Raw genomic sequence first — 21221 nt, forward strand, 5'->3', positions numbered from 1 at the left:
CGACGCCGACACCTGGCTGTCCCGCTACCGGCACACCCTGCTCCCCCTGCGACGTCGTAGCGGAGCAGGGCCGCATGACCGGACCGTCAATCACCCCGCCGACGCCGCTTGCGAAGCTGCCAGAGGACCCAGGCTCCAGCAATCGCCCACACCATGACGAGGATCACCTCGCCCCACACCGGCATCTCCGGACGATCACGCTGCGCCTCGACCAGCCCCGACAACATCGTCAGTCCTCCCCGCTCGACGACCCGAAGGACTTCCCAGTGCCCCCTGAGGAGCGCGTCATGACCACCGACCGCATCCCGCTCGACGGCCTGGCCAGCAACCAACTCGACGACCTGTACGGGCGGCCGCCCGTCGCACGGTGCGTGGGATGCGGGCGGACCTGGACGACGGGCGGACTCGCCGCGGCATGACACCGCCTTCAGTGCGCAGTTCACGCGGGGGCGGCCTTGCTGTTGGCACACACACGCGATCGTCACCCCTTGGGGGGGGGATCTACCCTGCGTGCCGCTCGCACGTGCTGCTATCACATAGCCCGTGAACGCACTCTTTGCCGTACCCGACGTCGCGTCGTCAACCTCGGGGTGTCGGGCGCTTTTGCCCGCGACTGCATGTCCTGGCGGAATGGCTCGGCCCGTCCATGCGCGACTGCGTATGTGGGGAGGTCAAGGTCTCGTACTCGGTGCTCAGGGAGGCAGCCCGCGACCACTCAGCGTCAGGCAAACCCGACCATCAGCGGTGGGACACCCTCAGAACGATGGTCGAGGCAGCAGCCGCAGAGGGAAAGCCAAAGGTCACAGCAGCGGAATACCGCAATGCCATCGGGGCGCGCGCCATCCCGAATCAAGCCGGCTCCATGTCACCCGAGTTGATCGCTGGCCAGCTGGACCGGCCTGAGGTCGTGGATGCAGTTGTCGATCGCATTGCGGCCGAACGAGCGCTTCGTCACAGGGTTCTCATGCGGCCGTCTGAACCGGAAGCCCCGAGCGCGTGCCCGTCAGCTCGTGTACGTCGTCGAGTATGAGGACGGGGAGCTGCTCGCGAACCTCGCCGGGCAGGTGCCTTCGACAGATCGAGGCGGAAATGATCTCCATGCGTTGTGAGCCGGACGGCCGCATGTCTTCCCCGGTGCCGCTCCGCAGGCGCGGCAGGGGCACTCGACGGCTTCCGCCGGCCCGAATAGGCCGGCTCCCGTAGCCCGCTGAACTAGGTCAGCGAGGCGAGGGCGAGCGAGGGATCACGCCTCATGCGCACGTTCTTCCGCGTACTCCTTAGGCCTGTGTTCGGTTCGCTTGTCGACGAGATCGACGAGTGCGACCTCGGCTCCATCCCGTCCCAGTGGCTGGAGCACGACACGGAGGCGAACGAGGAGGAGTGATCGTGGAAAGGCCGTCCGGTTTCGCACCGGGCGGCCTTTCCACGTTGCGGGCCTATGCCGCCTCGTAGTGGTCCGCGCGCCCACCCCGCCAACGAGACCGTTCGACCGCCCGTACTGCCGTACAGAGCCGAAAGGCACCCATGAGCAGCGGGACTCCCCGGGGAGCCCGCCGCCCCTCGCCACCTGCTGTTTCCTGCTCCGGCACGAAAGGGCCATGGTAACCGCGCGCCCCGCGCCGGTCAGAAGTCGACCGGGTCACGGACGATGGGGCAGGTCATGCAGTGGCCGCCGCCCCGCCCGCGGCCCAGTTCGGCGCCGACGATGGTGATCACCTCGATGCCGGCCTTGCGCAGCAGCGTGTTGGTCTGGGTGTTGCGGTCGTAGGTGAAGACGACGCCCGGTTCGAGGGCGACGGCGTTGTTGCCGCTGTCCCACTGCTGGCGCTCCGACTCGTAGACGTCGCCGCCGGTCTCGATGACCCGGAGCCCGCTGAGGCCGAGCGCCTTGGCCACGACGTCGACGAACGGGGTCGAGCCCTCGTCGGTGATGTCCAGGCCGGGCGCCTTGCCGCTGGGCCGCAGCGTGAACGTGTGCACCGAGTCCATGATCTTCGGGTAGAGCGTGACGACGTCGCGGTCGGCGAAGGTGAAGACGGTGTCGAGGTGCATCGCCGAGCGCAGCCGGGGCATCCCGGCGACGATGACGCGCTCGGCGGCGCCTCGCTCGAACAGGGCGGTGGCCACCTGGGTGATGGCCTGCCGCGAGGTGCGCTCGCTCATGCCCATCAGGACCACGCCGTTGCCGACGGGCATGATGTCGCCGCCCTCGAAGGTGGCCTGCGCCCACTCCTTCTCGGGGTCGCCCCACCAGACGGTCGAGCCGACGAAGTCCGGGTGGAACCGGTAGATCGCCTTCATCAACAGGGTCTCGTCGTGCCGGGCCGGCCAGTACAGCGGGTTGAGGGTGAGGCCGCCGTAGAGCCAGCACGTGGTGTCGCGGGTGTAGAGGGTGTTGGGCAGCGGCGGCATCAAGTACTCGCGTACGCCGGTCGACTCACGGGCGAGCGCCACGTACGGCGAGCGGAAGTCGTCCGGCAGGTCGGTGGTGGCGAGGCCGCCGATCAGGTACTCGGCGAGCTGCCGCGGTTCCATGCTCTCCAGGAACGCGCGGGTGTCGTCGATCAGGCCGACGCCGACCTGGTTCGCCACGATCTTGCGGTCCAGGAGCCAGCTCCTGGCCCCGGGGATCGCCATCGTCTGGGCCAGCAGGTCGTGCAGTTCCACGACCTCGACGCCGCGCTGGGTCAGTTTGTTGACGAAGTCCGCGTGGTCGCGCTGGGCGTTCTCCACCCACATCACGTCGTCGAAGAGCAGGTCGTCCGAGTTGGTCGGGGTGAGCCTGCGGTGGGCGAGCCCCGGCGCGCACACGAGGACCTTGCGCAGCCGGCCCACCTCGGAGTGGACGCCGTAGGACGCGGAAGCGGGGGTCGTGTCGAGGTCGTTCACGGTGTGCCTTTCCAGGGAGTCACAGGCTGATCCAGCCGACCGCCAGGGCGACGACACCGAGCACGGCGCCGATGACGGAGACGGCCAGGATGATCAGTTCGCGGGGCGAGAAGAGGCGTCTGCCCTGCTCACGGCGGGCCATCACGAAGAGGATCGTGGCCGGGGCGTAGAAGATGAACGAGACGAGGACGAACTTGAGCCCGGCCGCGTACAGCAGGAACGCCGTGTAGACCGTGGCGAGCGCCGCCACCACCAGGTCGCCGGAGAAGCCGGTGCCGCCGACGGTACGGGCGTCGGGCCGCACCGCGATCTTCAGGGCGAAGCCGGCGGCCAGCAGGAACGGGATCAGCGTCAGGGAACTGGTGAGGTCCAGCGCGAAGTTGAAGGCGTCGTCCGAGAACATCGTGATGACGAGGACGATCTGGGAGAGCGCCGTCGTCATCAGCAGCGCGGGCACCGGCACGTCCTCGGAGGTCGCGCGGCCCAGGAAGCGCGGCATGTCCTCGTCCTTGGCGGCGACGAAGAGCACCTCGGCGGCCATCAGGGTCCAGGCCAGATAGGCGCCGAGCACCGAGACGATCAGGCCGACGCTGACGAAGACCTGGCCCCAGGTGCCGACGGCCTCCTCCAGGACCCCGGCCATCGACGGCTGGCGCAGCTCGGCGATCTCGCTCATCGGCATGATCCCGTACGAGACGATCGTGACCGAGGCGAAGATCGCGAAGACGCTGAGGAAACCCAGGATCGTGGCCCGGCCGACGTCCTCGCGCCGCTTGGCGTGCCGCGAGTAGACGCTGGCGCCCTCGACGCCGAGGAAGACGAAGACGGTGGCGAGCATGGTGCCGCGGACCTGGTCGAACAGCGAGCCCGCGTAGTCGGCGCCGCCCCAGTTCTCGGCGAAGACGTGCGGCTTGAAGAAGAACAGGGCCAGGATGACGAAGACGACGATCGGGACGACCTTGGCGACCGTGACGATCCGGTTGATGGTCGCGGCCTCCTTGACCCCGCGCCGGATCAGCAGGAAGAACGCCCACAGGCCCGCCGAGGAGAGCACGATCGCGAGGAACGTGTCGCCGTCGCCGAGCGCCGGGGCGATCGCGCCCACGGTGGACATGATCAGCACCCAGTACGTGACGTTGCCGACGCAGGCGCTGGCCCAGTAGCCGAAGGCGGAGAAGAAGCCGAGGTACTCGCCGAAGCCGGCCTTGGCGTACGCGTACACACCGGCGTCGAGGTCGGGCCTGCGCAGGGCCAGGCGCTGGAAGACGAACGCCAGCATGAGCATGCCCGCGCCCGCGACCACCCAGGCGATGAGCGCCCCCGCGACCCCGGTCTCGGCGGCGAACCGGCGCGGCAGCGAGAAGACGCCCGCGCCGACCATCGAGCCGACAACCATGGTGGTCAGCGTGAACAGGGTCAGCTTGGCGGCCCGTGGCGTGGTCTGGGCTGACTGCTCCATAATGGCCAGTCTTCTCATGGTTTACGGCAATATGCACCTTTTCTTGCCTCGGCTGCGAGGAGAGGTGCCGCGGCCGCCTCGATGGAATGGCCGGATATCCCCCCTTCTGTGCAGCATGGGCAGATCACGTACCTGCCGAAGGGAACGACCAATGACCGCACGCAAGGCCGCCGCCCGCCGCGCGGCCGTCGCTCTCGCGGTGTGCGCGGCAACGGGCGCGCTGACGCTCACGGCCTGCAGCACCGGGAGCAACGACAGCACGGGCGCGAGCGCGAGCCCGACGCCCACCGCCCCGGACTCCTCGAACTTCTCCGGCGAGCCGCCCTCGGCGCTGGCCTCCAGCGCCGCGTCGAAGAAGGCGGAGGTCAAGGAGTCGGCGTCGGCCGCGGCCGAGTCGGCCTCGCAGCGCGCGCACGACTTCGAGGCGTCGGTCTCCGCGGACGTGGAGCGCAACCGGCAGGAGTTCACGCGCGAACTCGACAAGGCGGACGGGCAGGGCAACGCCATGGACAGCGTGTCCCTGACCGGAAAGCCCCTGGCGCAGACCGACAACGTACGGGCCCTGGTGGTCAACATCACCAACAAGACCGACCAGAAGGCCTCGTACGCGGTCCAGGTCGACTTCAGCGACTCGGACGGCAAGGTGGTGGAGACCACGGTCGTCGGCGCCAAGGACCTCGACCCGGGCGAGAAGGCGCAGCCGCTCGCCATCAGCACGAAGCCGCCGGAGCCGCACCTCACCGCGAAGATCGCGAAGGCCCAGCGGTACTGACACGGCGGACGGCAGGGCGCCGGCGTCCACTTGACGCCCGGTCAGGACCGAGGGCCGTTTTGGTCCCGGGCCGCTCCGGTCCATAAGATCCGCCGATGATCATCAGACAACGGCTGGCGGCGGGCCTGTGCGCCCTGCTCGCCGTCCTCGCCGTCGGCGGCCTGTCGCCCACCGGGGCGTACGCCGACGAGACCGACCAGAAACCCGCGCCGCAGGTCGAACTCGTCCTGGACGTCAGCGGATCCATGCGGGCCCGTGACATCGACGGCGGCTCCCGGATGGCCGCGGCGAAGCAGGCGTTCAACGAGGTGCTCGACGCGACACCCGAAGAGGTGGAACTCGGGATAAGGACGCTCGGGGCCAACTACCCGGGCAACGACCGCAAGACGGGCTGCAAGGACACCGAACAGCTCTACCCCGTGGGTCCGTTGGACCGCACCGACGCGAAGACGGCCGTCGCCACGCTCCAGCCCACCGGCTGGACCCCGATCGGCCCCGCCCTGCTCAAGGCCGCCGACGACTTCGCCTCCGGCGAGGGCACCAAGCGCATCGTCCTCATCAGCGACGGCGAGGACACCTGTCAGCCGCTCGACCCGTGCGAGGTGGCGCGCGAGATCGCCGCCAAGGGCATCGGCCTGACCATCGACACGCTCGGCCTGGTCGCCGACGCCAAGACCCGCGAGCAGCTGTCCTGCATCGCGGACGCCACGGGCGGCACGTACACCGCCGTGCGCCACAAGGACCAGCTCTCGGACAAGGTCGGCCAGCTGGTCGACCGGGCGGCCGACCCGGTGGTCACGCCGGTGGCCGTGAACGGCGCCGCGCAGTGCGCGGACGCGCCGCAGCTCAAGGCGGGCCTGTACACGGACCGTGAGAAGTTCGGCGAGCACCGCTTCTACCGCGTCGACGTCGAGCCGGGCCAGGAGCTGCGCGCCTCGGTGAGCGTCGCGGCCGACCGGGCCGTCAACCAGGACTACGGGGTGCTGCTGCGCGCGGTCACCACGCATGGCCGGGAGATCGTCCGCGGCCAGGAGTCCGGCGACGGGCGCACCGACGCCATCTCGACGGGCCTGCGCTACCCCAAGCCCGAGCAGTCCGACGACGAGGCGCAGACCGAGACGGTATGCCTCCAGGTCTCCCACTCCTACTCCGCGCCCGCATCGGTGAAGACGACGCCCGGCCTGCCCGTCGAGCTGACGGTCGACCTGGTGGACGGCCCCGACCAGGCGTCGGACGTGGCCGCGTTCGGGCTGGGCCACGGCTGGTGGCTGCTGGCCGCTCTGGTCGTGCTCGGCTTCCTCGCGGGTGTGATCTGGGGCTGGCTCTCGCGCTGGCGTGTCGCCGTCTGGAGGACGAACTGATGCGACGTACAAGGCTGTTGACGGGCGCCCTGCTGGGCGCCGCCACCGCGCTGCTCGCCCTGGCCGGGCCGGTCGCCGCGGACGACGACTCCACCGCGCAGCAGGCCCCCACGGAGGCGGGCACGTCGTTCCGTACGGCGGCGCAGATGCAGCAGGACCAGAAGGCGACGGCGAGTGCGTCGACGGGTGACTACCTGTACTGGTCGTTCCCGGCCGACGCCGGTCAGCGCCCGACCGTGCGGGCCACCGTCGAGCTTCCCGACGCGCAGGCCCGGCACGGCGCGCAGACCTGGCGCATCGACGTGTTCGACGGACTGCGGCGCCGCCAGTCCTGCCAGTACGGCATGCAGGCGCGCAGCGCCGGGACCGAGTCGGCCCGCGTGACGCTCGCCTGCACGCTGCGCACCGTGCGCGCCTGGTCGGAGGCGTGGGCGAACGACCCGCTGCCCGGCACGTACTACGTCCGGCTCACGGTGACCTCGCTCGCCTCGGCCGATCTGGGGCAGCCCGTGAAGGCCTCGGTCGAGGCCCACTCGAAGGACATCGGCGGCGCGGCGGCGGTCGACGGCACGCTGGCCGCTCCGCTGGTCCCGGGCACGACCGCCTCCGCCGAGAAGGCGGCCCCGGCCGACGGCTGGTCCTCCGGCTGGTGGACGAGCCGGTGGCTGTGGACGGGGGCCGGAGCGGTGCTCGCGGCTCTGGCCGGCATCGGGGGGTACGCCCTGACGCGGGGCTCGGGGCGGCCCGCCACGGCGCCGTAGGCGTGACGGGTTGAGCAGCGGGTGCGGCGCCGCCGTGGCCGCTCGCGCGGTTCCCCCGCGCCCCCGAAGGCGTGCGCTGCGCGCAGCCTTCCAACATGAGATGCCGCACCGAAGGTGCGCATCTCGGGGGCGCGGGGAACCGCGCGAGGACGGACCACCGGCCCGCACCCGCCGAACCGCGCTCAGCCCTCCAGGGCGAGAAGGCCCTTGGCCAGAGCGCCGGTTCCCTCCAGCGCGACCCGCCCGGCACGCACCGCGGCGGTCAGCCCGAGCTCTCCCCGGGCGACGGCCCCGCCCACCTCGGCGTCCAAGGTCAGCCGGACATCGGCCCCGCCCGGGAACGCCCCGTCCCCGTAGACCGGCCCCTCCTGCGAGCCCACCCGGACATGGAACTCCCCCTCGTCCAGGCGGACGTCGACGACCCCGGGTTCGCCGAGGCCCTCCAGCTGCCTCAGCAACGGCAGCGCCAGCCAGTGCGCCCGCACCGCGTCCGTGGCCCGCCGCTCGGCCAGCGCCGGCGCCCCCCACTCCCCCAGCGCCGTGAGCACGGGGAGCAACTCCCGTCCGCGCGGGGTGAGTTCATACACGTACGCGGAGGCCGGCGCGGGCAATCGGCGCCGCACGGCGATCCCGTCCCGCTCCATGTCCTTCAGGCGCGTGGCCAGCATGTCCGTGCTGACGCCCGGCAGATCGGCGTGCAGGTCCGTGTAGCGGCGCGCCCCCGCGAGGAGTTCGCGCACGATCAACAGGGTCCAGCGGTCCCCGACGGCGTCGAGAGCGCGGGCTGCGGCGCAGTACTGGTCGTAGCTTCGGCGTGGCATGGCTCGCAGTCTATGCAACTCGTTGGACTTTCCAAGCGTGCACTTGGTAAAACCAAGCAACCCAGCGAGGAGGCATGGCACATGGAGTTCCGGCAGTCGAGCAAGCTGAGCGAGGTCTGCTACGAGATCCGCGGCCCGGTGATCGAGCACGCCAACGCCCTGGAGGAGGCGGGCCACAGCGTCCTGCGCCTGAACACCGGCAACCCCGCGCTCTTCGGCTTCGAAGCGCCCGAGGAGATCGTCCAGGACATGATCCGGATGCTCCCGCAGGCGCACGGCTACACGGACTCGCGCGGCATCCTGTCGGCCCGCCGCGCCGTCGCCCAGCGCTACCAGACGCTCGGCCTGGAGGTCGACGTCGACGACGTCTACCTGGGCAACGGCGTCTCCGAGCTGGTCTCCATGGCGGTGCAGGCGCTGATCGAGGACGGCGACGAAGTCCTCATCCCCGCACCGGACTTCCCCCTGTGGACGGCGGTCACCACGCTCTCCGGCGGCAAGGCCGTGCACTACCTGTGCGACGAGCGGTCCGACTGGTACCCGGACCTCGCCGACATGGAGTCGAAGATCACCGACCGCACCAAGGCGGTCGTCGTCATCAACCCCAACAACCCGACGGGCGCGGTCTATCCGAAGGAGATCGTCGAGAGCATCCTCGACCTCGCCCGCCGGCACGGCCTGATGGTCCTCGCGGACGAGATCTACGACCAGATCCTGTACGACGACGCGGTTCACCACAGCGCCGCGGCCCTCGCCCCCGACCTGGTCGTGCTCACGTTCTGCGGGCTTTCGAAGACGTACAGGGTGGCCGGGTTCCGCTCCGGCTGGCTGGTGGTCACGGGCCCCAAGCAGCACGCGAAGGACTACCTGGAGGGGCTGACGATGCTCGCCTCCATGCGCCTGTGCCCGAACGCGCCCGCCCAGTACGCCATCCAGGCCGCGCTCGGCGGCCGCCAGTCCATCCATGAACTCACCGCGCCCGGCGGCCGGTTGCGCGAGCAGCGCGACAAGGCGTGGGAGAAGCTCAACGAGATCCCGGGCGTCAGCTGCGTCAAGCCGAAGGGCTCGCTGTACGCGTTCCCGCGCCTCGACCCGGACGTGCACAAGATCGTGGACGACGAGAAGTTCGTCCTGGACCTGCTGCTGCGCGAGAAGATCCAGGTGGTACAGGGCACGGGCTTCAACTGGCCGCGCCCCGACCACTTCCGCATCCTCACCCTCCCCTACGCTGACGATCTCGACGCCGCGATCAGCCGGATCGGGCGCTTCCTGAGCGGATACCGTCAGTGAGTTCGTCCTGTGCCCGTTGCCCGTACCCGAGCCACACCCAGTTCGCCTCGCCGGACCTCGTCGGGCCCATCGTGAACGACGGGTTCGACCGGGCCGCGGACCCGGCGTGGCGGGAGTCGGGCGCGCGGACGGTGGCGGACTACGCGCGCTGGTGCGGGCATCTGTGCGGGGCGACGTGTCTGCGCATGGCGCTCGGCCCCGACGCGCCCTCGCTCTTCGAACTGCGCGACGGCGCGGTCAAGTTCGGCGCGTACACCGTCGACGCCGAGGGGGAGATCCGCGGCATGGTCTACGCGCCGGCCGTGGAGTACGTGCGTGAGGTGCACGGCGTCGACGCGTCCGTGCACCGCGAGCTGACGGTGGCCGGCATCGGTGAACTCCTCGACGCGGGACGGCTCGTCATCGCCTCCGTGCACTACGCGATCCGGCGCCCGCACGACCCCGCGCCCGGCCGCGGCGGCCACCTCGTCCTGGTCACGGGCCGGACGGCGGACGGGGCGGGCCTGCACTTCCACAACCCGTCGGGCACGGACGCGGCGAGCCGCACCGCCGATCTGCCGGCGGCGCGGTTCGCGGAGTTCTTCGCGGGGCGCGGCATGTCGCTGGCCGTACCGGCCGAAGCGGCAACAGGCACCCCTTGAGGTGGTGTTGGCCACAGGGCCACCAGGTAGCCTGCACATGCCAACCGTCGCGTTGAGCACGGCCACACAGTCGATCACGGGGGATCCCCAGGCATGTCCTCACCTGTTCCGCCGCACCACCAGAACCAGCCGCCCTACGGCTACCCGCCCCAGCCGCAGCAGCAGTACGCCCCACCGCAGTACGGCTACCAGCAGCAGCCTCAGCAGCAACCACCCTATGGGCAGCCTCCCTACGGACAGCAGCCGCCTTACGGGCAGCCGCCGCAGGCTCCCCGGCCGAGCGGCCCGCCGCCCCGCCGTGCGGCGCAGGGAGTCATCACCTTCGTCGTCATCATCGCGATCTTCGCGGGCGTGGGCTACTGGGTGTACGACTACAACACCAACCCCAACGGCGGCAAGGCCAAGGCCGAGGCGTCCCGGTCGGCCGCGGCCGAGGAGGCCAGGACCCACAACCCGGAGATCGGCGACTGCGTCAAGGTCGCCGACCCCAAGGGCAAGCCCGTGCCGACGGTCGTCGACTGCGGCTCCTCCGAGGCCGAGTACAAGACGGGCGACAAGATGTACGGTGCGGGACAGACCTGCGACGCGAAATACGACTACGGCATCGAGTACCGAACCAACCGGGGCTCCGACTACACCTGGTGCTTCACCAAGATCTGACCGGGCGCACCCGCGGCGGGTCGGCGACCGTCGCGGGTGACATCGGCACTTCCCCGGGCGGGTTGAGGAGTACGGCACGTTGGACGCGGCACTGATAGCGGTGCTCGGCACCCTGCTCGGGTCGGTCGTCACGCACTACTTCCAGGGGCGGGCGACCGTGCGCAGCGCGGAGCTGGCGCGCGCCGAGCAGTTGCGGCAGGAGCGGATCTCCACCTACAGCGCGTTCGCGGGGGCGCTGCACGACTACCGGCGCAGCCAGAACGACCGCTGGTTCCGGGCGCACGAGAACGCGCCGGACGCCGTCGTGGAGGCGTCCCGGTTCACCTCGTACGAGGGCCGGATCACCGCGCGCTCGGCGCTCACGCGCGTTCAGCTCATCTGTGACGACCGGCGGATGCGCCAACTCGCCGAGGAGGCCTTCGAGTTCGTGAACTGTCTGCACGAGGCCACCGACGCGGCGGACCGTGACCGGCGCTCCCGGCAGGCGAAGCAGGCTCTGGAAGCGTTCGTGACGGCGGCGGCCCCGACGGTGCGCTGACGCGACGCGCGTAGGGAGGGTCTCGCGCGGGCACCTCTCCCCCATGACGGACAAGCCGCTGCTGCTGCTCGACGTGGACGGCCCGCTCAATCCGTACGCCGACCGGTTCGCCCGGCTGCGCGGCTACCGCGCGCACCGGCTGCACCCCAGCAACTGGACGGCGCGCCAGACGCCGGGCTCGCGCAGCCACCGGCGCGGGCTGCGCGTCGTGCTGCACCCCGGGCACGGGGCGCTGCTGCGGGCGCTGCCCTACGAACTGGCCTGGGCGACGACCTGGATGCACGAGGCCAACGAGATGATCGCCCCGGCCGTCGGGCTGCCCCGGGACCTGCCGGTCATCGAGTGGCCGCGGCTCTTCGCGGCCGACCCGGACGGCCTGTACTGGAAGACCCGGACGCTCGTGGAGTGGGCGGCGGGCCGCCCCTTCGCCTGGGTCGACGACATGCTGACCGAAGCCGACGTGGCGTACGTCGCCGAACGCCACGACGCGCCCGCGCTGTTGCTCACCGTCCATCCGCGACGCGGGCTGCGCGCACCGGACTTCGCGCGGTTGCGGGAGTGGGCCGAGGGGCTGCCGGTCGCGTAGCCCGGACGGTGCCGCCGAGCCGCGGCTGCGTAGTCTTCGTCACCCGGAGCGGCGTCCGCCGTCCGACGCGGCCCGGCACCTGACGAAGGCAGAGAAGATGACCACGCAGCACCACCTTGTCGATCACGAGCTCATCGAGGCGGCGGCGCGGGTCGCGCGCACGCACTGCCGGGGAGACAACCACACCATGGCGGCCGCGGCCCGTGCCCGCGACGGCCGCATCGTCACCGCGGTGAACGCCTACCACTTCACGGGAGGCCCCTGCGCCGAGCTGGTCGTCATCGGCGCGGCGGCCGGCCAGGGCGCCTACGAGCTGGACACGATCGTCGCCGTGGGCGACCGCGACCGCGGGGTCGTGCCGCCGTGCGGGCGCTGCCGGCAGGTCCTGCTGGACTACTTCCCCGGCCTGAAGGTCATCGTCGGCCGGGACGAGCACGTGCGCGCCGTCCCGGTCGCCGACCTGCTGCCCGAGACGTATGTCTGGGCGGACCACCAGCTCGACGCCGGGTAGAGCGCGCCGCCCGGTCAGCGGCCGAGGAGGCGGTCGAGCGCCGACACCGGGTCGGGGGCCGGCTCGCCGCGGGGCCACCAGTCGTCGCGGCCCGGGTCGGACTCGTAGCCGTACCACAACCCGTCGCGGCCGAGCCGGAGTTGGAGCGACGGTGTGGACAGGCGGTTGCGGCGGGGGCGGAACTCGGGGTACCCGAAGGCGAGCAGGGCCGGGCGCGCCCGGTCGAACGGGCCGGCGGGCGGGTCCCACTCCTCCTCCAGGACCGAGAGCCCTTCGAGACCGCCCTGGCGCCAGGCGGCGACCGCGCGGGCCAGGTCGGACGGGGTGCGTCCGGTGCCGCGGGCGAGCGCGGCGTAGAGCGTACGGGTCGCGGCCGTCAGCCCGGAGCCGGGGTGGCCCGCGGCGACCCGGACGGCGTCCTGCCAGGGCGTCAGGCCGGCGATCGGGTCGCGGCCCGTGGTCAGCAGGGTGTGCGCGCGGGCGCCCGCCTCGGTGGCGAGCAGATCGAGGGCGAGCGGGTCGGGCCCCTGCGGATGCTGGGGGTAGGAGGGCGGACGCTCCGGATACGCCGGGGCCGGGAACTCCGGGGGCAGCAGCGGGAGTCGGGCCCTGGACGTGTACAGATCGCGGGCCGGCACGGTGTCGAGCTCGGGGGCCGACGCCTCCGCCCGCTCGGCGGCCGTGTGCTCGGCGTTGCGCCGGGTCAGCTCGGTCAGCAGCTCCTGCTCGCCGCGGCCGCGCAGCAGGAACAGCACGAACGGGTCCTCGTCGACGAGCCGCGCCGACAGGTAGCAGAGCGCCGCCGCGTGCTTGCAGGGGTGGGCACGGTCCGGGCAGGTGCACTCGGGCGTCAGGTCGTCGACCGTGGGCAGCAGGTCGACGACGGCGGCCAGGGCGTGCGGCACGTCCTTGTCGAGCAGTGCGGCCATGTGGTCGGGGCGGGCCGCGGCGGCGCCGAGGAAACGGTCCCACGCCTCGTCGGAGAGGGTGCGCAGGCGCAGCTCGGCCCGGTAGGGGCGGGGCCGCGAGCCGTGCACGTACGCGACCACGCGCCCCGGCGTCACGGTGATCGCGTCGACGTGCCCGCGGTCCGCGTACGTACGTCCCCGCGCGAGCCGCGCCGGGTCGAGAGCCGTGTCCTCCAGCGCGTCCACCCAGGCGTTCCCCCACCAGGTCAGAGCGGCGCCGCCGCTCTGCGCGCGCGGCGGCAACGGTGGAAAGGTCCGCCGCAGGTCGGTGTGCCGAGCCTGCGCCTGCTCACCGGCCCCGACCCGCCCAGGAACATGCACCCGCCTCACCACCCGCAACACCTCCGCCTGGGACTGTCCGCCGCCCGCCACGGCCGCCTCGGGCAAGCCTCCGCCAGGGGCTTTCCCATCCCGCCTCGGGCAAGCCGCCGCGCCCCCGTCGCCGGGCAGGCGCTCCCGCGGGCATCCGCCGACGGCCGCGCCGCGCCGGCCCACGCCCCGGTCGCACCGAGAACCCCGGTCACACCGCGTACTCCGGTCATGCCGACCCCCTCCGCAACGACACCAGGTCACTCAGCTCCCGGTCCGTGAGCTCGGTGAGCGCCGCCTCTCCGGACCCGAGCACCGCATCGGCCAACGCCCGCTTCGACGCCAGCAGTTCGGCGATCCGGTCCTCCACCGTCCCCTCGGTGATCAGCCGGTGCACCTGCACGGGCTGCGTCTGCCCGATCCGGTACGCCCGGTCGGTGGCCTGCTCCTCCACGGCCGGGTTCCACCACCGGTCGAAGTGGACGACATGCCCCGCGCGCGTGAGGTTGAGCCCGGTCCCGGCCGCCTTCAACGACAGCAGGAACACCGGCACGTCCCCGGACTGGAACCGGTCCACCATGCGCTCGCGCTCGGCGACCGGCGTCCCGCCGTGCAGCAGCTGGCTCGGAATGCCCCGGGTGGTCAGATGCGTGGAGAGGAGCTGCGCCATGGCCACGTACTGCGTGAAGACGAGCACCGATCCCCCGGATCCGCCCTCGGCGAGGATCGTGTCCAACAGCTCGTCGAGCAGCGCGAGTTTCCCGGAGCGCCCGACGAGCCGGGGCCGCGACTGCTCGCTCTCCTTCAGGTACTGCGCCGGGTGGTTGCACACCTGCTTGAGGGAGGTCAGCAGCTTCATGATGAGACCGCGCCGCCCGATCCCCTCGGCGGCCTCGATCTGGGCCATGGACTCGCGCACCACGGCCTCGTAGAGCGACGCCTGCTCGCGCGTGAGCGGCGCGGGATGGTCCGACTCGGTCTTCGGCGGCAGCTCGGGCACGATCCCGGGGTCCGACTTCTTGCGGCGCAGGATGAAGGGGCGCACGAGCCGCGAGAGCCGCTCGATCGCCTCGGGGTTCTCCAGCGGCCCTTCGCCCTCCACCGCGCGCGCGTGCCGCGCCCGGAACGCCTTGAGCGGGCCGAGCAGCCCCGGCGTCGTCCAGTCGAGCAGCGCCCACAGCTCGGACAGATTGTTCTCCACGGGCGTGCCCGTGAGGGCCACGCGCGCGGGGGCCTCGATCATGCGCAGGGCCTTGGCCGTCGCCGCGTTGGGGTTCTTGACGTGCTGTGCCTCGTCGGCGACGACCATGCCCCAGTCGTGCCCGGCGAGCTCGGCGGCGCGGCTGCGCAGGGTGCCGTACGTGGTGAGGACGAAGCCGCCGGTGCCGTCACCGAGGGTGCGGTCGCTGCCGTGGAAGCGGCGCACGGGCACCCCGGGGGCGAACTTCTCGATCTCCCGCTGCCAGTTGCCGAGCAGCGAGGCGGGGCAGACGACGAGGGTGGGCTGCGGCCGGTCGCGGCGCAGGTGCAGCGCGATGAGGGTGACGGTCTTGCCGAGGCCCATGTCGTCGGCGAGGCAGCCGCCGAGGCCCAGGGAGGTCATCAGGTCGAGCCAGGCCAGGCCCCGCAGCTGGTAGTCGCGCAGGGTGGCGCGCAGGCCCGCGGGAGGCTCCACGGTGTCGATGCCCCGGGTGAGCCGGTCGCGCAGTTCGGCGAGGCGGCCCGTGGGCACGGCCGCGACCCGCTCGCCGTCCACCTCGGCCTCGCCGGTGAGCGCCACCGCGAGCGCGTCGACGGGCTGGAGCAGTCCCAGCTCCCGCTTACGGGCCTTGCGGACGAGGTCGGGGTCGACGACCACCCACTGGTCACGCAACCGCACGACCGCCCGGTGCGACTCGGCGAGCCGGTCCATCTCGCGCTCGGTGAGCGGGTCGCCGTCCAGCGCCAACTGCCAGTTGAACGCCATCAGTTCGTCGGCGTCGAAGAACGTCGTACCGTCGGTGGCCGAGCCGGGCGCGGCCTGGGCGCGCACCACGGCGGTCGCGGTGAGCGAGCGGGCCAGCTCGCGCGGCCAGTGCAGGGTGACCCCGGCCTTGGCGAGCCGCGCGGCGCCGGGCCCGAGCAGATCGATCAGCTCGCTCTCGGCGAGGGCGAGGACGTCCGGGACGTCCTGCTCCAGGAGCCGCCCGAGCGGCGGCCAGGCAGCAGCGGCGCGGCGCACCGCGAGGACGGCGTCGATCCGGGCGCGCGGCCCGAAGTGGTCGTCGGCGTCACCGGCCCACAGGTGGGCCGCGTCGACCACGCGCGTGGGGTCGGCGAGGCTGTGCACCTGCACGATGGCGGTCCCGGCGCGGCGCGCCCCGGGCCCCGCCTCGCCCTCGTCGGCCGGGTCGTTCGGGTCGTCCCCGTCGAACAGTTCCTGGCTCGACAGGTCGAGTCGGAGGGAGATCTTCACGCCCGCGTCGAGCCCGGCGGCCGCCTCCACCGCCCAGGGCCTGGCCTGCGGGAGGTGCTGGGGCGCGGCGGCGGCGAAGGGGGCGCCGGCCGCGTGGGCCGCCGCCGGGGTGCGCGGCAGCGCGTCGGCCACGGCGTCGAGGAACGCCCGCACCAGGGCCAGCGGCTCGGGCACCTGGACGGGCCTGCGGCCGGCCACGGGGACCGCGAATCCTTCGGGCGGCAGTGCGGCGGCGACGGCCCTGATCTGCGCGACGTCGTCCTCGTCGAGCGGGCCCGCGCGCCAGGCGTCGTGGTCGGACGCGGTGAGTCCGGGCAGCAGCCGGCCGCGCGCGACGAGGTGCAGGGCGTGCGCGGCGGCCGCGCCCCAGGCCGCGGCGGCGGGGTGCGCGCTCCGGGTGCGGCGGGCCCGGACCAGCAGCGGCAGCGCGTCGACGACGGGCAGCACGAGCGCGGGGACCTTGCGGCTGCGCACTCCGGTGCCGTGCGGGCGGACCACGCTGATCTCCGCGTCGGCGCCCGGCAGCCCCACCGTGTCGTCCGGCGACCAGAACGCGACCCGGCCCTCGCGCGGCAGCGGCGCGGGCAGGAAGACAGCGGCGGCACCGAGCACGGCGCCCGACAGCTCCGGCACGACCACGCCCACCACCCCTCTCTGCCCTGACGCTGTTCTGTGTCCGCCGTATCGACCGTGTCCGGTCACGGCTTCGCCGCCCGCTGCGACGTCTACGACCTTAAAGGCCGGGTCTGACAATCCATGATCTGCGGCATGTCCCACGGGCTCCGCGGACCCTGTGAACCCGCGGGATCCACCGACCCGGACCACCGGTCTTCGAGGGGTACGCGTGTACGGTTCCATCGACAATGTTCACGGACCGTATCGAACCCTGACAGAACGGGGGCGCACGCCTTGGGTGACCTGCTCCTTGTCCGGCACGGCGAGACCGCCTGGGCGCTGACCGGCCAGCACACCGGCCTCACCGACATCCCGCTGACCGAGAACGGCCGGGAGGAGGCACGGCGGGTCGCGCCGCTCGTCAACAGCTATCACGTGGGCGCCGTCTTCGTCAGTCCGCTGCAGCGGGCCCGCGAGACCGCCGAGCTGGCGGGCCTCACCCGGACCGTCGTCGACCCCGACCTGCTGGAATGGGACTACGGAGCCTATGAGGGCGTGACCACGCTGGAGATCCAGCGCACCCGGCCCGACTGGTACCTGTTCGACGACGGGGTGCCGCCCGGCCCGCCGGAGCATCCCGGTGAGACGCCGGAGCAGGTGGGGGCGCGGGCGGACCGGATGCTGTCCAAGGTGGACGCGGCGCTCGCCAACAACGAGGGCAGCGTCGTGCTCGTCTCGCACGGCCACTTCCTGCGGGTGCTGACCGCGCGCCGGCTCGGGCTGCCGCCGTCGGGCGGCTCCCACTTCCTGCTGGCGACGGGCACGGTGAGCCGGCTGACCATGGAGCACGGCCGCCCGGTCGTCTCGGGCTGGAACCTGCGGCCCCCGGCCCGCTGACCCGGCCGTTGTCAGACCCGTCGGGCACCATCGTGAACGGAGCGCCCGACGGCAGGCGCTCCGTGGACGAGGGGGTGCGCCATGACCAGACCGCCGACCGCCGCGCAGTTGCGCGTCATCGAGGCCGCGGAGCCGGAGACGGGCCGGATCACCGGCACCGACGCGCAGCTCACGCGTCTCGTCGCGCTGCGGCTCGCGTTCCGGCACCCGCGTCCGCCGCACGACCACTTCCTCACCCCTGCGGGCCACCGGATCCGCGAGGCGGCCCGGTCCCCGGAGCCCGAGCCGGAGCCCGCCCCCGCCCCGTCGTCCGGCGGGGTCTTCACGGCGCGCCTCGGCGGTGAACCGGACGCCGTCGCCACGCCCGCGCGGGCGCGCGAGGTGCGTACGGCCTGGCAGGGCCTCCTGGAGATACGCCGGATGACCCATCCGGACGGTGCGACGGACCGGCCGTGTGCGTGGGAGCGCGGCCGCCTCACGCACTCGGCGGCGCTGGCCCTGGAGGCGGCGGGTTGCGCACCGGCGACCGGCACGGCGCCCGGCTACCGGGTGGCGGAGACGCCGCAGCCCGAGGCGGTGGCCGTCCGGCACCCCGATCCCGCCGCCCTCGCGGCCTGCGCGAGCGCCCTGGAGGAAGCGGGCTGGCAGGTCAGTGAGCACACCGAGGCGCGCGGCGGCCGCTGGCTGCTGGCCTCGCCGAGACGTACGTGACCGGCGCGACCGGACCGGAATGCCCGGCCGCGCCACCCTGTTGCACCCCGTGGAGCCGTCTGAGCAAGCGCTCGGTCGGCGCCGGCCGGAGTCATTCATCGCGTCGAAAGGAACGTCGTGGCAGAGCCGTTTTCCGTCCGGGTCGAGGTCCGCGGGTACGAGACCGACTCGCAGGGGCACCTCAATCAGGCGGTGTATCTGCAGTACGCGGAGCACGCCCGCTGGGCGCTGCTGCGGCACGGCGGGATCGAGCAGCGCGATCTGATCCGGCGCGGCGTGGGTCCTGTCGTCCTGGAGACGAACATCCGCTATCTGCGCGAGCTGCGCGCCGGTGACGAGGTGGACGTGGAGTGCGTCTTCGAGTGGGGCGAGGGCAAGACGTTCCGGGTGCGCCAGGCGCTCACCAGGGCGGACGGCACCCTGTCGGCCGAACTGACCTCGGTGGGCGGCATGTTGGACCTCACGGCGCGCAAGCTGGTGCCGGACCCGAGGGAGATCTTCGAGGAACTGTCCTCGGACCCGGCGGCCTTCGGCCTGTAGCCCGTCCTGCGGCCGAGCCCTAGACGAACGCCTCCTTGTGGTCGCGGGCCCACTCCTCGAAGGTCCGCGGCGGGCGTCCGACGACCCGCTCGACGTCGTCGGTGACCACGGCGTTGTGCCCGTCCCTGACGTAGGCGAGACCTTCGAGGATGCCGTCGAGGCCCTGTTCGGGGATCCCGAAGGACACCAGCATCGCGCGCTTGTCCGCCTCGTTGAGCGCGGCCGCCTCGATGTCGCGGCCGAGGACCCGGCCGAGGGCCACCGCCATCTGCGGGACCGAGAGCGCCTCGGGTCCCGTCGGGGTGTACGTCCGCCCCTGGTGGCCCTCGCCGAGCAGCGCCTCGACGGCGACGGCCGCGATGTCCGCGGGGTCGACGACGCCCTGGGCGCCGCCGTCGTACTGGTCGGGCACGGGCCGACCCGCCCTGACCTCGCCGGCCCACCACAGGAAGTTCGAGGCGAACATGGTGGGCCGCAGGATCGTCCACTCCAACGGCCCGTCGCGCAAAGCCTGTTCGCCGGGGACGTGCCACTGGCTGAAGGTGCCGCTCGCCGGGTCACCCGTTCCGATGGCGGAGAGCTTGACCGCGCGCCGCACGCCCGCCGTCACGGCCGCGTCGTACAGGGCCCGGTCGTGGACGCCGGGGCCCGCGGCGCCCGGGGTGTTGACCATGAACACGGCGTCGGCGCCGGTCAGGGCGGCGGCGAGGGATTCCGGGTCGCCGTAGTCGCCGCGCACCACCTCCGTGTGCGGCCCGGACCGGGCGCGGGCCGGGTCGCGGGTCAGGGCCCGGTGGGGGACACCGCGCCCGGCGAGGAGACGGACGACTTCACTGCCGATGGTGCCCGTGGCACCGCTGATGAGGATCATGTCTTCCACGGTGTGTCCCGCGCCGGTCCGTCGGATAGGAAATTCCGGCACGCTTTCGCCGCCCCGCGCGGCGCCCGCACTGGTTACGGTGGTGCGGTGACCACGGCGACGAACACGGCGGCCCCGGACGCGGACACCCGGACGGCACTGGCGCGGCAGACGGCGATCAGGACGGCGGCGGGCGCCTCGCGCTTCCCGTCCCGACTCGTCGCGCCGCCGATGTCGCTGCGCCCCTGGATCAGCGACATCGGCGTCACCTCGTACACCCCCGGTGTACCGGCCGCGATCGCCCATGTGCCGGACGCCGCCGTGCGGTTGGCGGTGCGCACCTTCCCGGAGGGCGGCAGCGACGTCCTCGCGATCGGGCCGCGCACCCGGGCCTCGTACCACGCGGACAAGACTCTTCCGCTCTGTCTCGATCTGCGGATCAGGCCGGGGGCGGCGCGCCCGCTGCTCGGCACATCGGCGCGGGAACTGGTGGGCCGCGTGGTGCCGTTGGCCGAGCTGCCGGGGCCGGAAGCGGCACGCTTGGCCCGTCGGCTCGGCGAGATCGGGGGCGATCTGAGCGAGGAGGAGGCGATCGCCGCGGTGACCGAGCTGCTGCCGCCCGTCCTCGTGCCGCACGACCCGGCCGAGGTGTCCCGGGAGACGCTGGTGCGGACCGCCGTCGCCGCGCTGTCGACCCGCCCCGGACGCCCGCTGCCCGCGTCGGTCGCCACGGTGGCCCGTGAACTCGCTGTCAGCGAACGGCAGTTGCGCAAGTTGTTCACCGACGACGTGGGCGTGTCACCGAAGCACTTCGCCCGGATCGACCGCGCCCGGCAGGTGCTGGCGGGGGCCGCGCGCGGCGCCGGTGACGCGCCGGTGCCGTGGGCGGGCCTCGCGCAGGCCACCGGCTACTACGACCAGTCGCATATGGCGGCCGAGTTCCGCTCCCTGTTCGGTGTGGCGCCGACGGCGTTCGTCAGCGGGCGGCTGCCGGCGGCCACGCCCTGCCTCGGCCGCCGGGCAGCGGGCTGACACCGCGTACGCCGACGGCCCCATGGAGTTCCGGATCAGGTCCTACGGACATCCCGACGCGGCGCTGCTGAGCGACCAGGTGCAGGCCGAGTACCGCAGGCGTTTCGGCTACGACGACTTCACGGACCTGCACCCCGCGCACTTCGACCCGCCCGGCGGCCTGTTCCTCGTCGCGTACGACGCCGGGGTGCCGGTGGCTTCCGGCGGCTGGCGGGCGCAGGAACCCGACGCGTCGGGGTACGCGGACGGCGACGCCGAGCTGAAGCGGATGTTCGTGGTGGAGCGGGCGCGCGGCCGGGGCCTGGCGCGCGGCAACCTGGCGGCCCTGGAGGACAGCGCCCGCGCGGCGGGCCGCACCCGTATGGTCCTGGAGACCGGGATCATGCTGCCCGAGGCGATGACGCTCTACGAGTCCAGCGGATACCGCCCGACCGAACCGTTCGGCCCGTTCCGGGAGTACGAGGAGAGCCGCTTCTACGCCAAGTCCCTCCGGTCGGGCGAGCCTTGGGGACTTTCGAGGTGAACCCTCGGTGACTTCGCGGCGCG

At 72.6% G+C, this 21221-nt stretch carries 22 protein-coding genes; 16 read left to right on the forward strand and 6 right to left on the reverse strand.

Features of this window, described 5'->3' with window-relative positions; all coding sequences use genetic code 11:
• Window positions 1-287: 287 nt before the first annotated feature.
• Window positions 288-419 (forward strand): hypothetical protein, encoded by a 132-nt coding sequence (locus J3486_RS44645; RefSeq protein ID WP_267878167.1) that lies wholly within the window; start codon window positions 288-290, stop codon window positions 417-419.
• Between the two features lie 833 nt (window positions 420-1252).
• The gene (locus tag J3486_RS44650; RefSeq protein ID WP_267878168.1) at window positions 1253-1384 is read left to right on the forward strand and encodes a hypothetical protein; all 132 of its coding nucleotides are present in this window, start codon (window positions 1253-1255) and stop codon (window positions 1382-1384) included.
• A gap of 239 nt (window positions 1385-1623) precedes the next feature.
• On the opposite strand, the gene J3486_RS08455 is transcribed toward J3486_RS44650, so the two are convergent.
• Together J3486_RS08455 and J3486_RS08460 are read right to left on the reverse strand one after the other, a co-directional pair.
• Entirely contained in the window at window positions 1624-2889 is a 1266-nt protein-coding gene (locus tag J3486_RS08455; RefSeq protein WP_207819524.1) for an arginine deiminase, read from the reverse strand.
• A gap of 19 nt (window positions 2890-2908) precedes the next feature.
• Complete coding sequence (locus tag J3486_RS08460) at window positions 2909-4348, reverse strand: basic amino acid/polyamine antiporter (RefSeq protein WP_207819525.1); 1440 nt, start codon at window positions 4346-4348, stop codon at window positions 2909-2911.
• A gap of 151 nt (window positions 4349-4499) precedes the next feature.
• On the opposite strand from J3486_RS08460, the gene J3486_RS08465 reads away from it, so the two are divergent.
• The 3 genes from J3486_RS08465 (at window position 4500) to J3486_RS08475 (ending at window position 7242) form a co-directional block, all read left to right on the forward strand.
• The gene (locus J3486_RS08465) at window positions 4500-5120 is read left to right on the forward strand and encodes an FxLYD domain-containing protein (protein WP_207819526.1); all 621 of its coding nucleotides are present in this window, start codon (window positions 4500-4502) and stop codon (window positions 5118-5120) included.
• Between the two features lie 95 nt (window positions 5121-5215).
• The gene (locus tag J3486_RS08470; RefSeq protein WP_207819527.1) at window positions 5216-6481 is read left to right on the forward strand and encodes a VWA domain-containing protein; all 1266 of its coding nucleotides are present in this window, start codon (window positions 5216-5218) and stop codon (window positions 6479-6481) included.
• Complete coding sequence (locus J3486_RS08475; RefSeq protein ID WP_207819528.1) at window positions 6481-7242, forward strand: hypothetical protein; 762 nt, start codon at window positions 6481-6483, stop codon at window positions 7240-7242. Before J3486_RS08470 ends, J3486_RS08475 begins: the two co-directional genes overlap by 1 nt.
• Window positions 7243-7424: 182 nt before the next feature.
• Here the strand turns inward: J3486_RS08475 and J3486_RS08480 are convergent, their stop codons facing one another.
• Window positions 7425-8063 (reverse strand): winged helix-turn-helix transcriptional regulator, encoded by a 639-nt coding sequence (locus J3486_RS08480; protein WP_207819529.1) that lies wholly within the window; start codon window positions 8061-8063, stop codon window positions 7425-7427.
• 81 nt (window positions 8064-8144) lie between these two features.
• Here J3486_RS08480 and J3486_RS08485 point away from each other — a divergent pair, with 81 nt between their 5' ends.
• The 6 genes from J3486_RS08485 to J3486_RS08510 all read left to right on the forward strand — a co-directional run bounded on the left by J3486_RS08485 (window position 8145) and on the right by J3486_RS08510 (window position 12289).
• Window positions 8145-9353, forward strand: coding sequence for a pyridoxal phosphate-dependent aminotransferase (locus J3486_RS08485; RefSeq protein WP_207819530.1), 1209 nt, complete (start codon window positions 8145-8147; stop codon window positions 9351-9353).
• Window positions 9350-9994: a peptidase gene (locus J3486_RS08490; RefSeq protein ID WP_207819531.1), complete on the forward strand. Its 645-nt coding sequence runs from the start codon at window positions 9350-9352 to the stop codon at window positions 9992-9994. The genes J3486_RS08485 and J3486_RS08490 overlap by 4 nt, the downstream gene beginning before the upstream one ends.
• 93 nt (window positions 9995-10087) lie before the next feature.
• Complete coding sequence (locus tag J3486_RS08495; RefSeq protein WP_207819532.1) at window positions 10088-10654, forward strand: hypothetical protein; 567 nt, start codon at window positions 10088-10090, stop codon at window positions 10652-10654.
• Between the two features lie 79 nt (window positions 10655-10733).
• Window positions 10734-11192 carry a hypothetical protein gene (locus J3486_RS08500; RefSeq protein WP_207819533.1) on the forward strand — a complete coding sequence of 153 codons (459 nt, stop codon included), beginning with the start codon at window positions 10734-10736 and terminating at the stop codon, window positions 11190-11192.
• A 43-nt stretch (window positions 11193-11235) separates the two neighbouring features.
• A complete protein-coding gene (locus tag J3486_RS08505; RefSeq protein WP_207819534.1) occupies window positions 11236-11778 on the forward strand; it encodes a hypothetical protein in 543 nt (180 codons plus the stop codon).
• 97 nt (window positions 11779-11875) lie between these two features.
• Complete coding sequence (locus J3486_RS08510; protein ID WP_207819535.1) at window positions 11876-12289, forward strand: cytidine deaminase; 414 nt, start codon at window positions 11876-11878, stop codon at window positions 12287-12289.
• Between the two features lie 14 nt (window positions 12290-12303).
• Here J3486_RS08510 and J3486_RS08515 read toward each other — a convergent pair whose 3' ends face one another.
• Together J3486_RS08515 and J3486_RS08520 are read right to left on the reverse strand one after the other, a co-directional pair.
• The gene (locus tag J3486_RS08515; RefSeq protein WP_207819536.1) at window positions 12304-13578 is read right to left on the reverse strand and encodes an SWIM zinc finger family protein; all 1275 of its coding nucleotides are present in this window, start codon (window positions 13576-13578) and stop codon (window positions 12304-12306) included.
• Between the two features lie 217 nt (window positions 13579-13795).
• Window positions 13796-16660, reverse strand: a complete 2865-nt coding sequence (locus J3486_RS08520; RefSeq protein ID WP_207819537.1) for a DEAD/DEAH box helicase — start codon at window positions 16658-16660, stop codon at window positions 13796-13798.
• Between the two features lie 270 nt (window positions 16661-16930).
• On the opposite strand from J3486_RS08520, the gene J3486_RS08525 reads away from it, so the two are divergent.
• From J3486_RS08525 to J3486_RS08535, 3 genes are all read left to right on the forward strand, one after another.
• Window positions 16931-17533, forward strand: coding sequence for a histidine phosphatase family protein (locus tag J3486_RS08525; RefSeq protein ID WP_207819538.1), 603 nt, complete (start codon window positions 16931-16933; stop codon window positions 17531-17533).
• Between the two features lie 81 nt (window positions 17534-17614).
• Entirely contained in the window at window positions 17615-18244 is a 630-nt protein-coding gene (locus J3486_RS08530) for a hypothetical protein (RefSeq protein ID WP_207819539.1), read from the forward strand.
• A gap of 117 nt (window positions 18245-18361) precedes the next feature.
• Window positions 18362-18784, forward strand: a complete 423-nt coding sequence (locus J3486_RS08535) for a thioesterase family protein (protein ID WP_207819540.1) — start codon at window positions 18362-18364, stop codon at window positions 18782-18784.
• A gap of 19 nt (window positions 18785-18803) precedes the next feature.
• Here the strand turns inward: J3486_RS08535 and J3486_RS08540 are convergent, their stop codons facing one another.
• Window positions 18804-19655, reverse strand: a complete 852-nt coding sequence (locus J3486_RS08540) for an NAD(P)H-binding protein (RefSeq protein ID WP_207819541.1) — start codon at window positions 19653-19655, stop codon at window positions 18804-18806.
• A gap of 96 nt (window positions 19656-19751) precedes the next feature.
• Here J3486_RS08540 and J3486_RS08545 point away from each other — a divergent pair, with 96 nt between their 5' ends.
• Together J3486_RS08545 and J3486_RS08550 are read left to right on the forward strand one after the other, a co-directional pair.
• Window positions 19752-20675, forward strand: coding sequence for an AraC family transcriptional regulator (locus J3486_RS08545; protein ID WP_307804733.1), 924 nt, complete (start codon window positions 19752-19754; stop codon window positions 20673-20675).
• A gap of 22 nt (window positions 20676-20697) precedes the next feature.
• Window positions 20698-21198 (forward strand): GNAT family N-acetyltransferase, encoded by a 501-nt coding sequence (locus J3486_RS08550; RefSeq protein WP_207819542.1) that lies wholly within the window; start codon window positions 20698-20700, stop codon window positions 21196-21198.
• The last annotated feature ends 23 nt before the right edge of the window (window positions 21199-21221 follow it).

The organism is Streptomyces sp. VRA16 Mangrove soil, assembly GCF_017377775.1.
Taxonomy (GTDB): domain Bacteria; phylum Actinomycetota; class Actinomycetes; order Streptomycetales; family Streptomycetaceae; genus Streptomyces.

Coding starts and splice junctions, on each gene's coding strand:
- J3486_RS44650 (WP_267878168.1), top strand. CDS start 1,253: ATGCGCACGTTCTTCCGCGTACTCCTTAGGCCTGTGTTCGGTTCGCTT.
- J3486_RS08465 (WP_207819526.1), top strand. CDS start 4,500: ATGACCGCACGCAAGGCCGCCGCCCGCCGCGCGGCCGTCGCTCTCGCG.
- J3486_RS08480 (WP_207819529.1), bottom strand. CDS start 8,063: ATGCCACGCCGAAGCTACGACCAGTACTGCGCCGCAGCCCGCGCTCTC.
- J3486_RS08510 (WP_207819535.1), top strand. CDS start 11,876: ATGACCACGCAGCACCACCTTGTCGATCACGAGCTCATCGAGGCGGCG.
- J3486_RS08495 (WP_207819532.1), top strand. CDS start 10,088: ATGTCCTCACCTGTTCCGCCGCACCACCAGAACCAGCCGCCCTACGGC.
- J3486_RS08505 (WP_207819534.1), top strand. CDS start 11,236: ATGACGGACAAGCCGCTGCTGCTGCTCGACGTGGACGGCCCGCTCAAT.
- J3486_RS08460 (WP_207819525.1), bottom strand. CDS start 4,348: ATGGAGCAGTCAGCCCAGACCACGCCACGGGCCGCCAAGCTGACCCTG.
- J3486_RS08470 (WP_207819527.1), top strand. CDS start 5,216: ATGATCATCAGACAACGGCTGGCGGCGGGCCTGTGCGCCCTGCTCGCC.
- J3486_RS08540 (WP_207819541.1), bottom strand. CDS start 19,655: ATGATCCTCATCAGCGGTGCCACGGGCACCATCGGCAGTGAAGTCGTC.
- J3486_RS44645 (WP_267878167.1), top strand. CDS start 288: ATGACCACCGACCGCATCCCGCTCGACGGCCTGGCCAGCAACCAACTC.
- J3486_RS08485 (WP_207819530.1), top strand. CDS start 8,145: ATGGAGTTCCGGCAGTCGAGCAAGCTGAGCGAGGTCTGCTACGAGATC.
- J3486_RS08550 (WP_207819542.1), top strand. CDS start 20,698: ATGGAGTTCCGGATCAGGTCCTACGGACATCCCGACGCGGCGCTGCTG.
- J3486_RS08530 (WP_207819539.1), top strand. CDS start 17,615: ATGACCAGACCGCCGACCGCCGCGCAGTTGCGCGTCATCGAGGCCGCG.
- J3486_RS08475 (WP_207819528.1), top strand. CDS start 6,481: ATGCGACGTACAAGGCTGTTGACGGGCGCCCTGCTGGGCGCCGCCACC.